Raw genomic sequence first — 22,767 nt, forward strand, 5'->3', positions numbered from 1 at the left:
GGCTGCCTTTGTCATTTCCGGGTCAGGTGATCCAAACGATCCGCGATCAGGTGCCGAACCCGAAATCATCGGCATCAAGATCATCGGTATCATGGACGCCCATCAGGGTGACAGATGCATCATTGCCAAGTTCAATCACGACATTGCCATCGGTATCAAGATGCATGTCATTCTTGATCTGGTTGAAGTTGCTGTAATTCCATTCCGACAGATTGATGATGTCCTCGCCCGGGGTGAAGTCGGTGATGATGTCGTGACCGTTGGTTTTGCCGATCTCGAATTCATCCCAGCCCGAACCCCCGGTCAGGGTATCGTCACCGGCACTGCCATACAGGCGATCATTGCCCGCCCCGCCCAGAAGCACATCGTCGCCCGAATTGCTCCAGAGGATGTCATTGCCGTTGCCACCATCAAGCGTGACATTGCCATAGGTTTCATAGGAGCTGGTCAGATCGATGATGTCATCGCCATCACCGGCTTCGATCACCTCGATATTTCGGATGCGCGGCGAAATGCCCGGATCGCTGACCGTGTCGGCAAGGAATAGCGCGTCATTACCGCTGGTCAGTTTCAGGGTATCGGTGCCATCGCCACCTTCGAAGATGTCGTTCGACTGGTTATAACCGTTCAGATTGACATATTCGCCAGTCCCGGCATCGCCACTGTAATCATGGCCCCAACCATTACCGTGATGGCCGGTATGGCCCCAGCCGGTATTGTTGTCATGGCCATCTTCGCCCGGCGCGCCATCATTAAGCGCATGCCAGTTCGAGCTCCAGGTGTCGTCGGCATTGTATTGCAGGACATCGTCACCGGCACCACCATTCAGGATGTCGATCCCGGCACCGCCGGCAAGGGTATCGTTGCCCGCACCACCCCAAAGCGTATCGTTGCCTTCGCCGCCATCAAGGACGTCGTCCCCGGCGTTGCTCCAGATAATGTCATTGCCGGTTCCACCAAGAACCGTCACATCGCCATAGGACTGGGTTTCGCTGGTCAGGTCGACAATGTCATCACCGTTACCGGCATCGATGACTTCGATATTCGAAATGCGCGGCGAAACGCCCGGATCGGTGATCTTGTCGTCAAGGAACAGGGCATCATTGCCGCCGGTCAGGGACAGGGTATCGGTACCGTCACCCCCATCAAAGATATCCTGCGAACGGGTATAGCCTTGCAGATTGACCTGTTCGTTGGTGCCGTCCATGTCCGGATCGCCGACATTCTTTGCGGCATAGCTGCCCGACCAGGTCGCGTCTTTCTGATATTCGATGACGTCATCACCGGCACCGGCATCGATCAGATCGCTGCCCGATCCACCATTGATAACGTCATTGCCATCGCCACCCCAAATGGTGTCATTGCCGCCATCACCGCCCAGAACATCATCGCCCGACAGGCCGGACAGCAGGTTCGCACCATCGTCGCCAAACAGGTAATCGTTGAAGTTCGACCCGATCAGATCTTCGATCGAAGACAGGACGTCATATCCGTCACCACCAACGGCGGTACCGTTTTTCAGGCTGACACCAACCGCGGATGTTGCATTGGCATAGCTTGCGGTATCGCGGCCAGATCCACCCGAAAGGGTATCATTGCCCTGACCACCCATCAGGGTGTCATTACCGCCATCACCATAAAGCCTGTCATCGCCTGATCCGCCGAACAGGGTATCAGTGCCATCGCCGCCCCACAGACGGTCGTTGTTTTCACCGCCATCCAGAACGTCGTTGCCGTCACCGCCAAGGATCGAGTCATCGCCGGTGCCGCCATTGATCACGTCATTACCGGCTTCGCCATAAAGCTTGTCCTGACCCTGACCACCCAGCAGCGTATCGGCCCCGTTACCCGCCCAGACACGGTCATCGCCCGACCCGCCATCCAGCGTATCATCGCCTTCGCCGCCGGTGATGCTGTCCTGACCGCTGCCGCCGTCAATCAGGTCGTTACCGTTATCACCATACAGCTTGTCGTCGCCATCACCGCCATAAAGGCTGTCATTGCCATCCATGCCCGACAGCGTGTCCTGACCATTCAGGCCAAAGACGGTATCGTCACCCGCAAGGGCGGCAATCGTGTCATTGTTGCTGGTGCCATACAGGACATCGTCATAAGGCGTCGGCCCGGTCGAGGCTTCGACACCGACAAACATGTTCGCATTCAGGTCGCTGATCGCGACACCCAGCAGGGTAAGCGTACCCTGACCATTCAGGTTGATAACGGTGTTGCCATTGACCTCGGACATCAAGCTGCGCAACTCGGCCCAGTTATCCACATCAAGCGCAGACAGATTGATCTGGTCACTTGCCCGATTGAAATCGGTGACAACCTTATCGCCGGAATTATCCGATACGATGATCTGATCCGAACCGGCACCACCGGTATAGGTATCGTTGCCAGCCCCGCCATCCAGCGTATCGTTGCCGTCACCACCCAGCAGCGTGTCATTACCGGCATCGCCCGACAGGGTGTCGCTTCCGATACCGCCTTCGAGAAGGTCATTGTCATTGCCGCCCGACAGGACATCATTGCCGGTGCCACCCGAAAGCGTATCGGCACCGTCGCCACCCATCAGGGTATCGTTGCCATCCGCACCCGAAAGGGTGTCATTGCCCGCATCGCCCGAAAGCACGTCATTGCCAAGACCGCCATTGATGGTATCGGCACCATCCCCGCCCGAAATGACATCATCGCCCGCTTCGCCCGAAAGCTGATCATCACCGGCCGCGCCATAGATCGTGTCGGTATCATCACCGCCGGTAACAACATCATCGCCATCCATCGCATCGATGAAGTCCGAACCGCCGCCACCAGAAATCACATCGTCGCCCGATCCACCGATCAGGGTGTCATTGCCCGCACCGCCCGCGATCACATCATGGCCGTCATTGCCATGCAGGCTGTCGTCGCCGTCGCCACCGTCGATCACATCATTGCCGTTGCCGCCCGAAATCGTATCGTTTCCGGCACCACCCGACAGGTTATCGTCGCCGTCATTGCCAAGGATGGTGTCATTGCCATCCCCGCCATCGACCACATCATTCCCAGCCAGTGCATCGATATAATCATCTTCGCTAGTGCCCAGCAGGACATCATCAAACGGTGTTGCGCCAACCGGGCCTTCGATACCGACAAACATGTCGGACGTGACTTCGTTCAGACGCACACCCAGCAGCGTGACCGAGCCATCCGGGCCCAGATCGATGACGAGATTGCCATTGACCTCGCTCAGACGCGGGGCAAGTTCGGACCATTCGGAAATGCCAAGCGCATCAAGGGAAATCTGGTCAACACTGGTGTTGAAATCGGTAACGACCTTATCACCGACAAGGCTTGTGACCTTGACCAGATCGGCACCCGACCCGGTCGAGATACGGTCATTCCCCGATCCGCCATCCAGCGTATCGTTGCCATCACCGCCCACAAGGCTGTCATTACCAGCCCCACCGTCAAGCGTGTCGTCGCCTTTTTCACCGTTCAGATAGTCGTTGCCATTGCCACCGATCAGGGTATCGGCGCCATCGCCGGTCCAGATCGTGTCATTGCCTTCGCCGCCATCGACTGTATCGGCACTGACATCGGCTTCTACATTGTCAAACGTATCGTTGCCATCCCCAAGATCGACAACGTTGTTCTGGCTGTTGCCATAGACGTAATCATCATGCGCCGACGCAATGACGCGTTCAAAGTTGGCAAGAATATCGCCTGCGGCATCACCACCAAATGCGCGACCGCCTTCGCCCGGTGTTCTGGCATTGGCATCGGTATCGCCAAGATAAATCTCGACCCCGGCGTCTGATCCCTCATAGCTGATGGTATCAATGCCATCGCCGCCATCAAGCGTATCGGCACCCGCACCGCCTTCAATGGTGTCATCCCCGGCACCACCCAAAAGGACGTTATCGCCATCCGATCCGGCAATGTCGTCATTGCCCGCCGATCCGATGACATTTTCAAAACCGGAAATATCATCATTGCCGGTTTCGGCACTGCTTGCGGTACCGGCCGACAGATCAACCGTGGCTCCACTTGCCGCCTGGCTCAGGTCAAGGGTATCGGTGCCTGCACCACCCGAAAGCGTGTCATTCCCGGCACCGGCGATGATGGTGTCATTACCGGCCCCGCCATAAACGGAGTCATCACCCGCACCCCCGTCCAGAACGTCATCACCATCCGCACCAGACAGGACGTTTGCCCCGCTTGATCCGATAAGCGTATCCGCACCCGCCGTGCCCAGAACATTCTCGAAGCCGGAAATGGCGTCCGTACCGGTGGCATCGCTGCTTGCGGTGCCGGTCGACAGGTCAACCGTCACACCATTGGCGGCAGCGAAATCAAGGGTGTCGGTGCCATCACCACCGGCAAGGATATCGTTGCCCGCACCGGCAACAACCGTGTCATCACCCGTACCCGCATCAACCGTATCTGCACCGGCACCTGCGGTGATGACGTCATTGCCATCGCCCGCCAGAATAACGTCGTCGCCCGCCCCGGCATCAAGGGTATCGTTACCGGCACCCCCGTCCAACGTATCATTGCCTGCCCCGCCATAAAGGCGATCAGCACCGTCGCCGCCGGTCAGGATGTCATCACCATCGCCACCATCGAGCATGTCGTTGCCGATACCACCATCAAGGGTATCGTTGCCGCCATTGCCGATCAGGCTGTCATTGCCCGCACCACCCGAAAGCAGGTTATCGCCATTCGATCCGGTCAGGGTGTCGCTGCCGCCCGAACCAATCAGGTTTTCAATGCTGACAAGGCTGTCTGCTTCGCCATTGGCAAGCTGTGCGGTACCGGTTGCAAGGTTCGCACGAACCGCCGCGGTCGAATTGCTGTAATCCGCCGTATCGTTGCCATCACCACCGCGCAGCGCATCATTCCCGGCACCACCCGAAAGGGTGTCATCACCGGCACCGCCATCCAGCGTGTTGTTCTGCGCATCCCCCCTGATGATGTCATCATGGGCAGAGCCGACAACGTTTTCGACCCAGTAGATGCCGTCATTTCCGGCACCACCCGTCGCGGTGTAATTGGCCAGATCGACATTCACGCCCGATGCCGCGTCGTCATAGGTCACGGTATCGATGTCACCACCGCCATGGATAATGTCGTCGCCTTCACCACCGCGAAGCGTATCGTTACCCTGCCCGCCGATCAGCGTATCGTTGCCTTCGGCACCATCAAGGATATCGCGGCCATAACCACCATCAAGATAGTCGTCACCCGCGCCGCCATAAAGATTGTCGTCGCCAAGCTCGCCATTGATGCGGTCATCACCTTCGTTGGCCCAAAGCGTATCGTTGCCGCCGCCGCCATTGATGGTGACATCGCCATAGGCAATCGTATCGCTGGTCAGATCGACAACGTCGTTGCCTTCGCCTGCGTTGATGACTTCGACCCCGTCAAGGCGCGCGCCATCGGTGACGGTTTCTTCAACCACCGCATCAAAGGTGATGGAACGCACGAAATAGTCGCTGCTGTCACCACCCGATGAACCATCGGCATAAGGCTCGCCTTCGAAGGCGAGGTAACGGAATTCAACCGGATTGCCCAGACTGTCGGTGACACTGATGGTTGCGGTGCCGACACCGCCACTGGTGTAATTGATTGTGCTTTCGTCAAGCACACCCGACGCAACCAGATTGCCATCGGCATCAAAGGCCTGCCAAGAACCGACTTCGCCGCCATGCTCGGCCGCAATCAGGTTGGAAACCTGAACCGTGGCATTCCGCGCATTGGCACCCAGATCGACAACAACGGCTTCGCTTTCGCCGGTATTGCCATTGTGGTTGATCTGGCTTCCGGCCGGTGAACCGCCGTTATTGCCAATACCGTTGCCATCAAAGGTCACGGTGTCATCGGCCGCGGCAAGGTTCAGTTTGCCGTCTTCACCGACATAGGATGTACCAAAATCAAAGGCATAAAGATTTGCATCCGACCATGCGGCCTGCACGGCACCCGATGATGCCGAATCCGTCAGGCCCAATGTCCGGGTTTCAATCGTGCTACCCGTCGTCTGGCCATCGCCCAGTTTGCTGCCATCAAGGATGAGCGCATCACTGCCACCGCTCAGGTTCAGGGTATCGGTACCGTCACCACCGACAAAGGTATCATCCGAGATGTTCTTGCCACCGATATCGGCAAAATCGCCGGTACCATCGACGCCCGGGCTGCCGGTATTTTCCGTGGTTTCACCGCTTACGGCCGTGCCATCGGCTTCAAAGTTCAGGACATCGTCGCCGGATCCGCCATCAAGGGTGTCGTCACCCGATCCACCCGAAAGCGTATCCGCACCATCGCCACCATTAAGTTCATCATTGCCGGTGCCGCCGCCAAGCGTATCCGAACCGGTCCCGCCATCGACCGTGTCATCGCCCGAACCACCCATCAGGGTATCGTTGCCCGCACCACCATCAATCGTATCGTTACCGGCACCACCATCGACAATATCGTCACCGGCAAGCGCATCAATAACGTCATCGCCATCGCCGCCGGTCAGGCTGTCGTCATAAGGGGTCCCGCCATCGGTAACCCCGGTGAAATCATCGGCTGAAAGATCAAGCGGATTGACACCTTGCAGCGTGATCGTGCCGCCGGACGGCAGATTGATCACCGCATCACCAAGCGAATTGCCGGTGATCAGATCACGAAGCTGGGTCCAGGTTTCAATGCCCGTGCCATCAAGGGTCAGTTTGTCGGTCCCGACTTCAAAGTCGGTGACAACATCATCATCGGTGCCGTCGGCAAAGATAAAGCTGTCATTGCCAGCCCCGCCCGAAAGCGTATCGTCGCCAGCCCCACCATCAAGGGTGTCGTTACCCGCTCCTGCGGCCATGACGTTATTGGCGTCCGATCCGGTCAGTTCATCATCGCCCGAACCGGTTGTGACATTTTCAAAGTTCGAAATGCTGTCCGAACCGGTTTCCACCGATTGCGCCGAACCTGCTGCCAGATTGACCGTGGCACCACTGGTTGCGTTGCGCATGTCGATGGTGTCATTACCCTGGCCACCATCAAGACTGTCATCACCGGCACCCGCGATAACCGTGTCATCGCCCGCACCGGCATCGACATAGTCACTGCCTGCACCATCAGACACGACATCATTGCCGTCACCGGCCACGATCCGGTCATTGCCATCGGCACCGTCAATCGTATCGTTTCCTGCGCCGGACGATATGGTGTCATCGGCGGAACTTCCGGAAATCGTATCGCCACCAGCACCTGTAACGACCTGTTCAAAGCCCGAAATGGTATCAGAACCGGTTTCCGTGCTGCTTGCCGTGCCATTTTCAAGATCAATGACGGCCCCGCCATCGGCATTGGTCAGATCAAGCGTATCGGTGCCATCGCCACCGGCAAGAATATCATTCCCGGCATCACCGATAACGCTATCGTCACCCGCACCGGCATCGACCGTATCATTGCCATCACCCGACGAAATCACATCGTTGCCGTCACCCGCAGCAATCACATCATCGCCAGAACCCGCCGCGATATCGTCATCACCCGCCCCGGCGTCAATCACGTCACTGCCAGAACCCGTATTGATATGATCATCACCATCACCGGCAAGGACGCTGTCATCCCCGGCACTGGTCCAGATGGTATCGTTGCCAGCCCCGCCATCAACCGTGACATCGCCATAGGAATGCACCTGGCTGGTCAGATCGACAACGTCATCACCGTCGCCGGTTTCAATGATTTCAACGCCACTGATTGACGGATTGGCAGCACCATTTTCATGATCGCGATCCAGAATGATCGCATCACCGCCCGACGTGCCCACCAGCGTATCGATGCCGTCACCGCCATCATACTGATCATCACTGACGCCAAGCCCGTCAAGATCGGCAATTTCGCCGGTGCCATCGACACCCGGACTGCCCGCATGATCGGTGGTATCACCCGATTGGCCGGTGCGATCCGCGCCAAATTCCAGAACGTCATCACCCGCACCACCGGCAAGCGTATCCGTGCCAGGCCCGCCGATCAGGGTGTCGTTGCCGTCACCACCGTCGAGCGTGTCATCACCATCCCCGCCATCAACCGTATCGTCCCCGGCACCACCACCAACAGTGTCGTTACCAGCACCACCACCGACGGAATCATTACCATCACCGCCATCGACCGTGTCATTGCCATCACCACCGTCGACCGTATCGTTACCGGCACCACCGCCAACGCTATCGTTGCCCGATCCGCCACCAACGGAATCATCGCCTTCGCCGCCATCGACCGTGTCATCACCGTCACCACCGTCGACCGTATCGTTGCCATCACCGGCACCAACCGTATCGTCACCGCTGCCACCGCCAAGTGTATCATCACCCGGCGTTCCTACATTTTCAATTCCGGCAAAGTGATCCGGTGACAGGTCGCCAACAGCAACACCCGAAAGCGTTACCGTGCCGCCGGACGGCAACGTGATCACCGCACCATCCGGACCATCGGACAGAATCGACTGCAATTCGGTCCAGCTTGTAACACCGATATCGGGCAGGGAAATCACATCGCTGGCGATGTCAAAGTCGCTGACCAGATCGGCGTCGCTGCCATCTTCAAAGACAAAGACATCCGCGCCATCGCCACCGGTCAGGGTGTCGTTGCCGTCACCTGCGGCCAATGTATCATTGCCCGCACCGCCCGAAAGGACGTCGTCGCCAGCCCCGCCATCGATCACGTCATCGCCAGCGCCGCCATCAATCGTGTTGGCCGCATCATTGCCGGTAATGGTATCGGCATCTGCCGAACCGGTGACATTTTCGAAATTGTCAATCGTATCGGAACCGGTTTGTGCGCCGTTTGCCGTGCCAGCGGCAAGATCAACCGTTACCCCGCCACTGGTGCCCGACAGATCAAGCGTATCAATGCCGTCGCCGCCATCAAGGTGATCGTTACCGGCATCAATCGAAACCGTATCGTTGCCTGCACCGGCATCAATCACATTGTTCGCGGCATTACCGGTGATGGTGTCATCACCATCCGTCGCGATCACATTTTCAAAGCCGGAAATGCTGTCCGAGCCAGTGGCATCGCTGCTTGCCGTACCATTGGCCAGATCAATTGTCGCGCCATTGGCCGCAGACATATCAAGCGTATCGGACCCGTCACCACCCGAAAGCGTATCATCGCCGATACCGGCCATGATCGTATCGTCACCGGCACCGCCCGCGATGATGTCATTCCCGGTTCCGCCATCAAGGATGTCGTTATCGGCACCCCCATCGATATTATCGGCACCCGCACCGCCCAGAATATTGTCCGAACCGTCACCGCCAAGGATGACGTCATCACCGTCATTGGCCCACAGGGTATCGTCACCGGCACCGCCATCAATCGTGACGTCACCGTAGGAATGCGTTTCACTGGTCAGGTCGACAACATCGTTACCCGCACCGGCATTGATGTTTTCAATATCCACAATCGACGGGTTGGCGGCACCGCCACCGGCGTGATCGCGATCCAGAATGATGGCATCATCACCGTCGCCTGCCTGCAGGGTATCGTTGCCTTCGCCACCGACAAAACTGTCATCAGAAAGGTTTTTGCCACTGATATCGGCAACGTCACCGGTGCCATCCGTCGTCGGGCTGCCGACATGGTCGGTGGTTTCACCCGATGCCGCGACATGGTCCCCTTCGAAGGCCAGGACATCGTCACCGGCCCCACCGTCAAGCAAATCTGCTCCGGCGCCACCGGCAAGGGTGTCGTTCCCTGCACCGCCCGAAAGGGTGTCATCACCCGCACCACCCGAAAGGATGTTATCGCCATCCGATCCCAGAAGGGTGTCGTTGCCCGATCCACCGGTCGCCCCTTCGATATCGATCAGGGTATCGTTGCCATCGCCGGTGGTGCCGGTCCCCGCGGCAAGATCAACCACAACCGGATCTGTCCGATCCGAATAATCGGCGATATCGGTGCCATCGCCACCGACAAGGGTATCATTGCCGGTACCTGCCTTGAGGGTATCGTTACCCGCCCCGCCCAGAATGGTGTCATCGCCACCACCACCGGCCAGCACATCATCACCGGCACCGCCTTCGATCACGTTGTTGGCATCATCGCCCGAAATGGTATCGGCATGGTCGGAACCGATCACGGTTTCAAACCCGTCAATCACATCATTTCCGGCACCACCGGTTGCCGTGCCATTGGCAAGGTCGACGGAAACGCCGTCTTCGGCCCCTTCGTAGGACAGCGTGTCATCGCCTTCGCCGCCAATCAGGGTATCGTCGCCGCCATTGCCATAAACGGTATCATTGCCTGCGCCGCCATCCAGGATATTGGCGTTTTCATCGCCGATCAGGATATCGTCGCCATTCCCGCCGATGACATTTTCGATGCTATCAAGGGTATCGTTTCCGGCTGCGCCAGTTGCGCTACCTGTGCCGAGGTCAACGGTGACACCTTCGGATGTGTCGGAATAATCGGCGGTATCGTTACCGTCACCGCCATTGAGTTCGTCATCACCGGCCCCACCGGTCAGGGTATCATTGCCCGCATCACCATTGATGACATCATCCCCGGCACCGCCATCAACAATATCGTCACCGTCAAGCGCATTGATTTCATCGCCAAGCTGGCTGCCCTGCAGGACATCGTCAAATTCGGTACCTTCGATGGTGACATAGCCAAAGAAATTATCCGGCCCCAGATCATCGACCGAAACACCTTCAAGCGTGATGCTTTCACCCGGGCCGAGCGAGATAACCGCATTGCCATTGGCGTCATCGAACATGCGATCGGCAAGATCGCTGTAATCCTCAATCCCGTAGGATGACAGATCAATCACATCTTCGTTGACGTCAAAATCGGTAACCGTATCGCTGCCGCCGCCCGGGGTAACAACGATCATGTCTTCGCCGTCGCCGGTAATAATGACGTCGTCACCATCGCCGCCAATCAGCGTATCATTGCCCGAACCACCATCAAGCGTATTGACCCCGTCCGCCCCGATCAGCGTATCGGCAAAGTCGGTACCAATGACCCGTTCGACATCGCGAACAATGTCATTGCCACCCGAACCCGATGCATACTGGTTGACCAGATCAACAACAACCGGACCTTCGACATTGGAATAATCGACCGTGTCGATACCGTCGCCACCATCAATGATGTCGTCACCGGTATCGCCATAAATCCAGTCGTCGCCGGTCCCGGCCTGAATGATGTCGTCACCCGTGCCACCCGACAGGGTGTCGTTATCCGCCCCACCGTCCAGAACATCGTTGCCGGTACCACCGGAAAGGGTATCCGATCCCGCACCGCCGGTAATTTCGTCATCACCACTTCCGGCATCAACAACGTCATCCCCCGAACCGACATTGATCACGTCGTTCCCGGCACCGGCCGTTACGGTGTTATCAGCAGCATTGCCATTGATTGTGTCGTTGAAGTCCGAACCGACGACATTTTCGATATTGGCAAGGGTATCGTTGCCCTGACCGGTCGCTGTGCCTGCGGTCAGGTTGACATTCATCGCCCCGGTTGCGGCACTGTAATCCACAGTGTCAGAATCCGCACCACCGTCGAGCACATCATTGCCTTCGCCACCGACCAGCACATCATCGCCAGCCAGGCCCGAAAGGGTATTGCTGCCATCGGTTCCGGTCAGGGTATCTGCATATAACGTCCCGGTAAGATTTTCGATGCCGTCAAGGACATCATTGCCGTCTCCGCCGGTTACGGTACCGGCCGTCAGATCACCAACAATTCCGGCACTTTCGGTCGAATAATCGGCCGTATCGGTGCCAGCACCACCAATCAGCGTATCCGACCCGGAATTACCAACCAGGGTATCGTCACCGGCATCACCCGACAGGGTATCGTTACCCGAACCGCCAATCAGACGATCATTGCCATCACCACCCGAAACGGTGTCATCCCCGCCCAAAGCATTGATGATATCGCCACCGTTTCCGCCAACCATTTCGTCGGCATTTTCCGTACCAAGACGAACGTCGACACCGATAAAGTTTGCCGCGGTCAGGCTGCCTGCCTGAATATTGTTCAGTGTAATCGTGTCGCCGCTATCAAGCGTGATGATCAGATTACCATCGCCATCCGCACTGAACTGGGATTTCAGGGCATCGAAACCGGCAATATTGAAATCGGTAAGATCAATAACGTCAACGGCCGGGTCGAAATCGGTAATCGTGTCGTTGCCATCGCCCGGGCGGAAGACAACCTGATCAGCCCCTTCGCCAAGCGTCAGAATATCGTCGCCAACCCCGGCATCGAAGGTGTCGTCACCAGCCCCGCCAAGGAAGATGTCCGTGCCTTCCCCGCCAAGGAAGGTATCGCTGAGTCCTGAGCCTTCGATGATTTCGATACCGTCAAGCGTATCGGTTCCGGTTCCCGTCCCGCTGACGGTATTGTTCGCGGTATCAATAACCAGCCCACCGGTCGCATCCGAATAGGTTGCCGTATCAAGACCTTCACCACCGATCAGGACATCATCCCCGGCACCTGCACGCAGGATATCGTCGCCAGCACCACCATCAAGAATATCTGCCCCGCCGCCGCCGGAAATGATGTCATTTCCTTCGCCACCGGTCACATGGTCATCGCCCGCACCCGCGGTGATCGTATCAGCGCCGACACCACCATCGACAGTATCGTTCCCCGTGCCGCTATCGATGACATCATTGCCTTCGCCACCAAGGACGACGTCATCGCCTTGGCCAGCAACAATCGTATCGTCACCGGTACCGCCGTCGACCGTATCGTTGCCATCACCGGCATTGATGACATCGCTACCTGCCCCACCGGTAACAATATCGTTGCCGGAACCCGTGGTCACAACGTCGCTGCCGTCGCCACCATCGACGGTGTCATTTCCGGCACCGGTATCAATGATATCGTTTCCGGCACCACCAGAAACATAATCCTCGCCGCTGCCGGTTGTCAGCGTATCTTCACCGCCCGCACCGATAACCGTGTTATCGCCATCCCCGGCATTGATAACATTTACCTCATCGGTCGCGGTGATAACGTCATTGCCGTCACCGGTAACAAGGTTTTCGATATTGGTGAAGATGTCGGTTGTTGTACCGTCTGTTGCCGTACCGGCGGCAAAATCAACAGTCAGATCACCCGAAACGTCTGACAGATCAAGGGTATCGGAACCTTCGCCACCATCAATGGTGTCTGCGCCGCTGCCACCGCGAATAACATCATTCCCGGCACCGCCCAACAGAACGTCATCACCATCGCGGCCATCAAGGGTATCGTTCCCAGCACCACCATCAAGCGTATTACGACCTGCATCGCCTTTCAGGATATCGTCGAAACGCGAACCGGCAATATTTTCAAAATTGGCAACCTGATCGCCTTCAGAACCACCGACGACACCGGTTTGCAGATCAACCGAAACACCACCGGCGGCACTGTCGTAGGAAAGGGTATCTTCGCCGTCCCCACCATCGAGCGTATCGTTGCCGGCACCGCCATCAATCAGGTCATCGCCAGCCCCGCCGCTAATGATATCGCTTCCGGCACCACCAGATATGATGTCATTACCAGCCCCGGCCGAGATGGTATCGGCGTTGGCGCTACCTGTGATGGTGTCGTCAAAATTCGTCGCAACAATTTGCTCGATATCGCTCAGGATGTCCGTGCCGGTATCCGCACCAGTCGCGATATTGTTGGCAAGGCTGATATCCATCCCCGACTGGGCATTACTGAAATCGATGATGTCCGAACCGGCACCACCGATATAGGTATCATCACCTGCTTCGCCGACGAATGTATCGTTGCCTGCACCGCCATCCAGCACATCATTGCCCGAACCACCGGACAGCGTATCGTTCCCCGCACCGCCCGATAGCACGTTATTGGCGTTATCACCGATAAGGGTATCGTCAAAATCGGTGCCTGTGACATTTTCAAAACCGGAAATGTCATCTGTGCCGTCGGCACCTGTCGCGACGCCGGTTACCAGATTGACAACCTGCCCGCCGGATGCCTTGGAATAATCCAGTGTATCGACACCGGCACCACCGCGCAGCGTATCATCCCCGGTTCCACCCGAAACCGTATCATTGCCACCGCCCGCATTGATGATATCGTTCCCCGCACCACCGGCCAGGCTGTTTGCACCCGACGTCCCGGTCAGGGTGTCATCAAATGCGCTACCCGTCGCATCCTCGATATCCGAAAGCGTATCGGTACCGTCAATCTTGGTAGCAGTGCCACCTTCCAGATCGACATTAACCGCACCTTCGCTTGCGCTGTAATCAACACTGTCGGTGCCGGTTCCACCGGAAATCACATCATTGCCGGCACTTGTATTGAAAACATCATTACCGGCACCACCGATCAGCGTGTTATCGCCACTGCTGCCGGTAATGGTATCGTTAAGGTTTGAACCGGTAACGTTTTCAACATTCAGTACCTGATCGCCGGTCTCGGTATCGGTTTCACCGGTTTCAAGATCAATGGTAATGCCGTTCAGGCTGTTGCTGTAGTCGACAGTATCGTTACCCTCGCCACCATCAATAAGATCTGAGCCAGCGCCGCCGGAAAGTGTGTCGTTGCCACGGCCCCCGAGCAATGTGTCATCACCGCCGCCACCAGCAATAATATCGTTGCCATCTTCACCCGACAGGGTGTTCGCGGCCTCGTTACCGACAAGGGTATCGGCAAACTGCGTGGCGATAATATTTTCGATGCCTGTGACTTTATCCTGTCCAAGACCGAAAACATCGCCTGTCGACAGGTTTGCCGAAATGCTGCCGGTTGCGGCACTGTAATCAACCGTATCAACCCCGTCCCCGCCAATCAGGGTGTCATTGCCCTGTGTTGCGGTAAAGAGGTCATCACCGGCCCCGCCATTCAGGACGTTCGCGCCGCTATCGCCCTTCAGGACGTCGTCGAATTCCGACCCGATGACATTTTCAATATCGATCAGTTTGTCCTGACCATCAGCACCGGTCGCACTAAGGGCGGACAAATCAACATTCACGCCACCGTCGGCATTTTGATAACTGGCCGTGTCGTTACCCGCGCCACCAAACAGCGTGTCGTCGCCGCCAAGCCCTTCGAGCAGGTCATCACCGGCACCACCGGCAAGAATGTTTCCTTCATCATTACCGGTCAGGACATCGTCCCCGGTACCGCCAATGACATTTTCAATATCAAGCAGTGTGTCGTTCTCAAATCCGGTCGAAGCCGTACCGTCTTCAAGATTGATCTGCATATCAGCGGTTTTGTCACTGTAGTCGGCGGTATCATTACCCGCGCCACCGTCCAGTATATCGTCCCCGGCACCACCATCGAGCAGGTCATCCCCGGCACCGCCAAGCAGAACGTCATCACCTGCCAACCCGTCCAGCGTATCGTTGCCATCCAGACCCGATAACGTGTCTTCGCCAGCGGTACCAGCGAGAATGTCATCTCCAGACGTTCCGACGATGTCGCGGATACCGATGAAATTGTTGGCAGAAATCTGGTTCAGGCTGACGCCTTTGAGAACCATGCTGGTATCTTCGCCGAAATCAACAACCAGATCACCATCCGCATTGACCGACATGCGGCTGTAAAGTTCGTCATAGGTGTCTATCGCGAGTTCGGAAATGTCGATCTGATCGTAATTTACATCGAAATCTGTAACGGTGTCCTGACCGTCACCCGCAGACAATTTGTAAATGTCCGCGCCGAAGCCACCGCTGAGCGTATCGTCACCCGCGCCACCACGAATAACGTCATTGCCAATTCCGGCCGAAATAACGTTTGCACCGTCACTACCGATGATCGTGTCATCACCGGTGGAACCGATAACATTTTCGACGTTTGAAATGCTGTCCGTCCCGGCCTCGCTTGTCGCAGTGCCCGCGGCAAGATCGATATTTACAGCGCCCGAACCAAAGAAACTGACGGTGTCCGTTCCCGTACCGCCATCAATGACATCGTCGCCATCGCCACCATACAAAAGATCATCACCAGCACCGCCGGAAACGGTATCGTTCCCTAAACCGCCCGCAATTGTGTTATTGGCAGAATCACCTGTAAGGATGTCGTCGAAATCCGAACCTGATATGTTTTCGATTTCCGAAAGCGTGTCATTGCCAGCCCCACCAGATGCCGTTCCGGATGCCAGATCAACGCTAACAGCACCTTCTGCGTCGGTGTAATCCACAAAATCCTGGCCCGCACCGCCAACCAGCTGATCATCCCCAAGGCCGCCATCAAGGATGTCGTTGCCAGCCCCACCGGAAATCTGATCGTTTCCGGCACCACCGCTCAGATCATCATTGCCGGAACCACCTTCGATCCGGTCATCGCCAGCACCGCCATCGATGCTGTCATTGCCGCCCAACCCCTTCAGAGTGTTGTTCTGTGCATCACCAGTGATCGTGTCGTTGAAGCTAGAACCCGTAACGTCTTCGATATCGACAAGCGTGTCGCTATTGCCGTTGGCGATAAAACCACTGCCATTGTTCAGATCAACCGTAACAGCAGATTCTGATGAATAATCGACCGTGTCCTGACCATCGCCACCATCAAGCGTGTCATTGCCAAGCCCGCCCGAAAGCGTATCGTTGCCAGCACCGCCATAAACAGTGTCCGCACCAGCCCCTGCGCTGATGGTATCATTGCCACCAAGGCCATCGATGATTTCGTCAAAGCCCGTACCAACCAGAACATCGTCACCTTCGGTCGAACCAAGGCTTTCGATGCCAACAAAGTTATCAGCGGCAAGCTGATCCGGTGAAACACCGGTCAGGGTCAACGTCTGGTCATTGATGGAAATGACGGCATCGCCATCGGCATTGGTTTCGATCAGGCTTTTCAGTGCTTCCCAGTTCGGAAGGCCAAAGCTGCTCAGATCAATACGGTCTTCACCAATATCAAAATCGGCAATTTTATCTTCGCCGGAAGTCCCGTTGAAAATAAAGGTATCCGCCCCGGTGCCACCAGCAAGATAGTCGTTGCCTGCGCCACCATTGATCAGATCATTGCCCGCGCCACCCAAAATGCTGTTTGCACGATCCGAACCAGTCAGAACATCATCGAAGTCCGAGCCAACTGCATTCTCGATTTCCTTGAGTGTATCGGTGCCTGCACCACCAGTTGCCGAGCCCGAACCCAAATTGACCTGAACGCTGCCTTCTGCACTGGCATAATCGACGGTATCAGAGCCATCCCCCCCCACAAGGGAGTCATTGCCCGCCCCACCGATCAGCGTATCGTTGCCTGCCCCACCAAGAAGCAGGTCATCGCCATCGCGACCATCAAGGATGTCATTTCCGGCACCGCCAGAAAGCACGTTATTCTGGTCATCTCCGGAAAGCGTATCGTTATAGGATGATCCGGAAACATTTTCGAAATTGGCAAGTGTGTCTGTGCCCTGACCTGTTGCCGAACCTGCATCAAGATCGACATTCACACCACTGCCTGAATCCTGGAACGAAACGGTGTCAGTACCTTCGCCGCCGTCAAGTGTATCAGAGCCGACCCCGCCAACGATCACATCGTTGCCAAGACCACCATCTATGATGTCGTCGCCAGCATCACCGGATATAAAGTCATTCCCGGTGCCGCCATCGACGACGTCATTTCCAACGCCCCCCGAAATGACGTCATTGCCAGAACCACCTGAAATCGTGTCATTCCCGGCATTGCCCGAAATGCTATCGTTGCCAGCCTTGCCATCGATCACATCGCTGCGGCTGGTGCCAACAAGGGTGTCGGCATTTTCTGTACCGTCCAGCGAACGAATACCTTCAAAGTTCTTGAAGGTCAGGCTATCGGGATCAACGCCCTGCAAGGTGACAATAGAATCACCAATCGTGATGGTCGCGTTTCCATCGCCATCCACACCGATAAAGTCTGCAATGTCCGAAAACAGCTCAAGACCATCGATGCCCTGAATGTCGATGATGTCATTTTCAGGATCGAAATCCGTGATCAGGTCATTGTCGCTATCGGTCGAAATAACAAAGGTATCCGAACCGGCACCACCTGAAAGCGTGTCTGCGCCCGCCCGACCATCAATCGTATCGTTGCCGGCACCGCCCCTAAGGATATCGGAACCCGAACTGCCCAGCATGCGATCATTGCCGGCCGAGCCTTCGACCTGCTCAAACCCGTCAATCTGATCGACAAAATCGCCACCGGTAACAGTTCCGGCTTCGAGATCGACGGTTACACCACCAACCGGGTTGCCTGCGGCGTCGCTATAGCTAAGCGTATCGAAACCGTCACCACCTGACAGCGTGTCCGAACCCTCACCACCAAATACGGTATCGTCACCCGCGCCGGTATCAATCTGGTTCTGCGCACCATTTCCGCGAACGGTATCGTTACCGTCACCGGTTGTCACATTTTCGATATCGATCAGCGTATCATTGCCATCGCCTGATGCTGTTCCGGCATCAAGGTTGACGTCCATATCGGCGTCAACGTCACTGTAATCGGCGGCGTCAGAGCCAGCACCACCGTCAAGGGTATCGTCACCGCCACCGCCAGCAAGAATATCGTCACCGGCAAGACCGGTCAGGATATTATTGCCGTCATCGCCGGAAATGATGTCGGAACTTGCCGAACCGCGAACATTTTCGAAGTTGGAAACGGTCGACAGACCGGAATTGGTCTGGACGGTGCCCGCCGCAAGATCAACAACCGCACCGGTTTCACTGCCAAGGGCGAGCGTGTCAGTGCCTTCGCCCCCATCAAGCGTGTCATCCCCGCCACCACCAGCGACCAGATCGTCACCCGCTCCGGCCGAAATGACGTTATTGGCACCATCACCGATCAGAACGTCATTGCCCGCACCGCTGACAATGTTTTCAACGCTGCTAACCGTATCGACTTCGCCGCTGGTGTTGTCTGTGACGGTCCCGGAACCCAGATTAACCGTCTGCGCACCATCGCGTGCCGTCAGATCCAGCGTGTCGTTGCCCGCACCGCCGATATAGGTGTCATTGCCGGCCTCGGCGACAAAGGTATCGTCACCCGCACCACCATCAAGCGTATCGTTACCATCGCGGCCGGTAATGGTGTCGTTGCCGGCCCCGCCCTGAAGCACGTTGACACCGCTGTCACCGGAAATCGTATCGTCGGAATTCGATCCGATAACGTTTTCGATACGGTCAAGAACGTCATTGCCATCGGCACCGGTTGCGCTACCGGCGGCAAGGTCGACATTCACCGCGCCATTGGCACCGGAATAATCAACCGTATCAATACCTTCCTGACCGCGCAGGGTATCATTGCCCGCACCGCCCGAAAGCGTGTCATTGCCATAACCGCCCGAAATGACATCGTCCCCGGCACCACCGCCGAGGATATCATTGCCGTCAAAGCCATACAGCGCATCGTCGCCGTCAGTACCTTCGGCAACGTCGTCACCATCGCCTTCAAAGATACGTCCGAACCCGCGGAAATTATCCGCAACAAGACTGTCAGAACTGACCCCTTCAAGGGTCAGAACACCCTGTTCACCGAAATCGATAACGGCGTTGCCGTTGCCATCATCGCTCATCATCGATTGCAGGGTCGCGAAATCGGTGATGCCCAGCTTCGAAAGGTCGACCGTATCTTCGGCAATATTGAAATCGGTGACCGTATCGTTGCCGAAATTCTCGGTCAGTTCGATGTCATCCTTGCCCGAACCGGTCGTCAGCGTATCGTCGCCTGCGCCACCGGTCAGGGTATCGATGCCATCCCCGCCGATCAGCACGTTATTGCCGTCATTGCCGGTAATATGATCGTCGAAGTCCGACCCGATGACGTCTTCAACCATTTGCAGGACATCATTTCCTGCCCCACCGGTTGCCGTATTCTGCGAAAGATCAACGGTTACCGCATCGGTCGCATCGGTGTAGCTGACGGTATCAGTGCCATCGCCGCCCTGGATATGATCATTGCCAAGACCGCCGCGCAGGAAATCGTCACCCGAACCGCCTTGCAAAACGTCATTGCCGATACCGCCAACCAGAAGGTCGCTGCCTTCGCCACCCTGAAGAATGTCGTCTTCTGAACCGCCATAAAGGCTGTCATTGCCTTCACCGCCCTGCAAGACATCCGCCCCAGCACCACCATCAAGGCTGTCATCGCCAAGGCCGCCCTGCAGCACGTCATCACCAAGACCGCCATCGATGACGTCATTGCCATCACTGCCCTGCAACGTGTCATTCCCGACAGCCCCGCCAAGGAAATCATCACCATCGGAGCCATGGACAATGTCGTTCCCCGATGTCGGGGTGTTGTCATAGATATTGGTCTCGTCGCCGGTCTCGTTTCCGCTGTCGGTAGCACTGCCGCCAGTAGCATCCCCGGTCGCATCTCCGGCTTCGGCATCCGTCTCGCCAGTGGTTCCACCATCAGTCTGCTCGCCCGATGTGCTGTCGCCGTCTTCAGCACCCGCGTCAATCGGGTCGGCTTCGCTATCCGTGGTTTCGCCGCCGGTCGCATCCTCGGCTCCGCCTTCATCCGCGCCAGCATCTTCACCAACAGTCTCATCGCCAGTCTCATCACCGGTCGCGTCACCGGAAAGACCGGTTTCATCCGTGCCGGTTTCGGGCGATGTTTCTGCCCCGGCCTGAAGACCGCTATTGGTGTTTTCCTGTTCGGTCTGGCTCTCTGACTGCGACGGCTGTTCTTCGCCGTCCGTGCTGTCATCACCATCACCCGACGCAGGCGTATCTTCATTCAGAACGTCTTCGCCCGCACCGTCCGAACCGCCAAGGCTGTCATCTTCGGCACCGTCACCCGCGTTCGTTTCATTACCCGCCGCGTCCGAACCGGTTTCAGCCGGGGGTGTTTCCTGATCGGGCTGGGTTTCCCCGTCGGCTCCCTCATTCGGTGAAACATCGGAAGTCTCACCATCGGTTTCAGTCGAAGCGCCCTCTTCGGTTCCGGATGTTTCCGAACCGTTTTCTGCCGGGGTCTCTTCGCCTTCCGTTACTGGATCAGCCGAACCTTCCTCGGTTGTCTCCGCAGTATCGGTGCCATCCGCGCCATTTGAAGTTTCTTCACCAGATGCACCGGCTTCACCCGAACCATCACCCGATGCCGTATCATCCGGCTCGTTCGAGGATGCGTTATCGGATGCTTCATCCTGTGCACCGGTTTGTGCATCACCCGTCTGCGTCTGATCCCCGCCGGTGGTTGATCCGGTTTCAGTTTCCTGCGAAGCGCCACCGGTTTCGTCGGCACCATCCGTCCCGTCACTGCCGGTTTCCGATCCCGTGTTGGTATCGGCACCAGCATCAGAGCCCGTTTCGGTACTATTTTGATCGGTAGGGATTGTCTCATCGACAGTGGTGTTCGGATCGGTTTCTTCATCCGCTCCGGCATCACCAGTGGTTTCGTCGCCAACGCCCGAACCTGTGTCGGTTCCTGCATCGGTTCCTGTGTCGCCGGTTTCTTCAGCAATGGTGTCATCACCCGATCCGCCAGACGCAGAATCATCGCCAGCCCCGCCATCGGTTTCCGACTGGGAACTGTCTCCACCGTTACCGGAAGAAGCCTGATCACCGGTTTCGCCATCGGTCGCATCACTGCCGGACGTATCAGTTTCACCCGTCACCGGTCCCTCCGACGGGTCCGATGCCTCGTCGGTCGTGTCACCAGTATCTGCCCCGGCAGTATCGCCGGTCGTTTCACCAGAAGGTTCGGTGTTGGCGTCCGTGCCGGTGTCAGTTGCCGTTTCACCGCCGGATGCATCGCCACTTGCCGTGCCGGAATCCGTGTTGCTGCCGGTTTCAGATGCGGCATCATCACCGGTTTCAGTTTCTGTCCGGCTTTCGGTCGCGCCATTTTTCAGATCGACAACAACACCCTGTTCGGACGTGCTGTAATCAAGGGTGTTGCTGCCCGCACCACCGTCAATCGAGTCATTACCGCCACTGGCGCCAAAGGTATCGTCGCCTGCACCACCCAAAAGCGTATTGTTTCCGGCGTCCCCGCGCAGAACATCATCGCCCGATGTCCCGGTCAGATTTTCGATATTGCTAAACGAAACGGTATCGTTGTCTGTCGCACTGCCTGCCGTACCGGTCGAAAGATCGGCCGTTACGGCATCATCCGAACCGTCAAATGACAGCGTATCGTTGCCAGAACCGCCATCAACAATATCGCCGCCGCCATTGCCCGAAATCACATCGTCGCCAGACGTGCCCTGGATCACGTCATCACCTGACGTTCCGTCAATGATGGTTGCGTCGCCCGACGACAGATCGCCGGAACTGTCCAGCGCGACATCGGTCAGTTTCGGGGCATCAACAAGGGTGATTTCGGAAAGCTGGGCAATGCTAATGCCCTTAAGCGTCAGCTGATCACCGGACGCAAAGGTAATGACGACATTGCCCTGACCGTCATCCGAGGCGCGCGAAACCAGATCGGCCGCACTTTCAATGCCGAGATCGTCAAGGGCCAGATAATCTTCGCCAAGGGTGAAATCGGTGATGGTCGCCTGACCAAATCCGGCCTGCAAAACAAATGTATCGCGGCCTTCGCCACCCGTCATTTCATCCTGGCCCTCGCCCGGTACCAGGATATCGTCACCCGCACCACCGATCAGGGTGTTGTCGCCCGCATCCCCGATCAGGATGTCGTTAAACGACGTGCCGATGACGTTTTGGATATTGGTGAAGGCCTGCGTTGCAGGGGATTGTGAACCTGACGCGCCCGACGAACCGGAATCAGAATTACCCGCAACAGAGCTATCCTCTGCGCGGTTATCCAGCACCTGTTCGATATCAGCATCCGTTAAACCGGTGCCATCGTCCTGATTGGCGGGCGAAGCCAAGATTC

General features: G+C 56.9%; 1 protein-coding gene. It reads right to left on the reverse strand.

Features of this window, described 5'->3' with window-relative positions; all coding sequences use genetic code 11:
- Positions 1 to 46 precede the first annotated feature (46 nt).
- On the reverse strand, positions 47 to 22,762 hold the full coding sequence (locus tag BC440_RS23495; RefSeq protein WP_071239701.1) for a hypothetical protein: 22,716 nt from the start codon (positions 22,760 to 22,762) through the stop codon (positions 47 to 49).
- Between the last annotated feature and the right edge of the window lie 5 nt (positions 22,763 to 22,767).

The sequence above is a fragment of the Thalassospira sp. MIT1004 genome, assembly GCF_001858545.1.
Taxonomy (GTDB): Bacteria; Pseudomonadota; Alphaproteobacteria; order Rhodospirillales; family Thalassospiraceae; genus Thalassospira; species Thalassospira xiamenensis.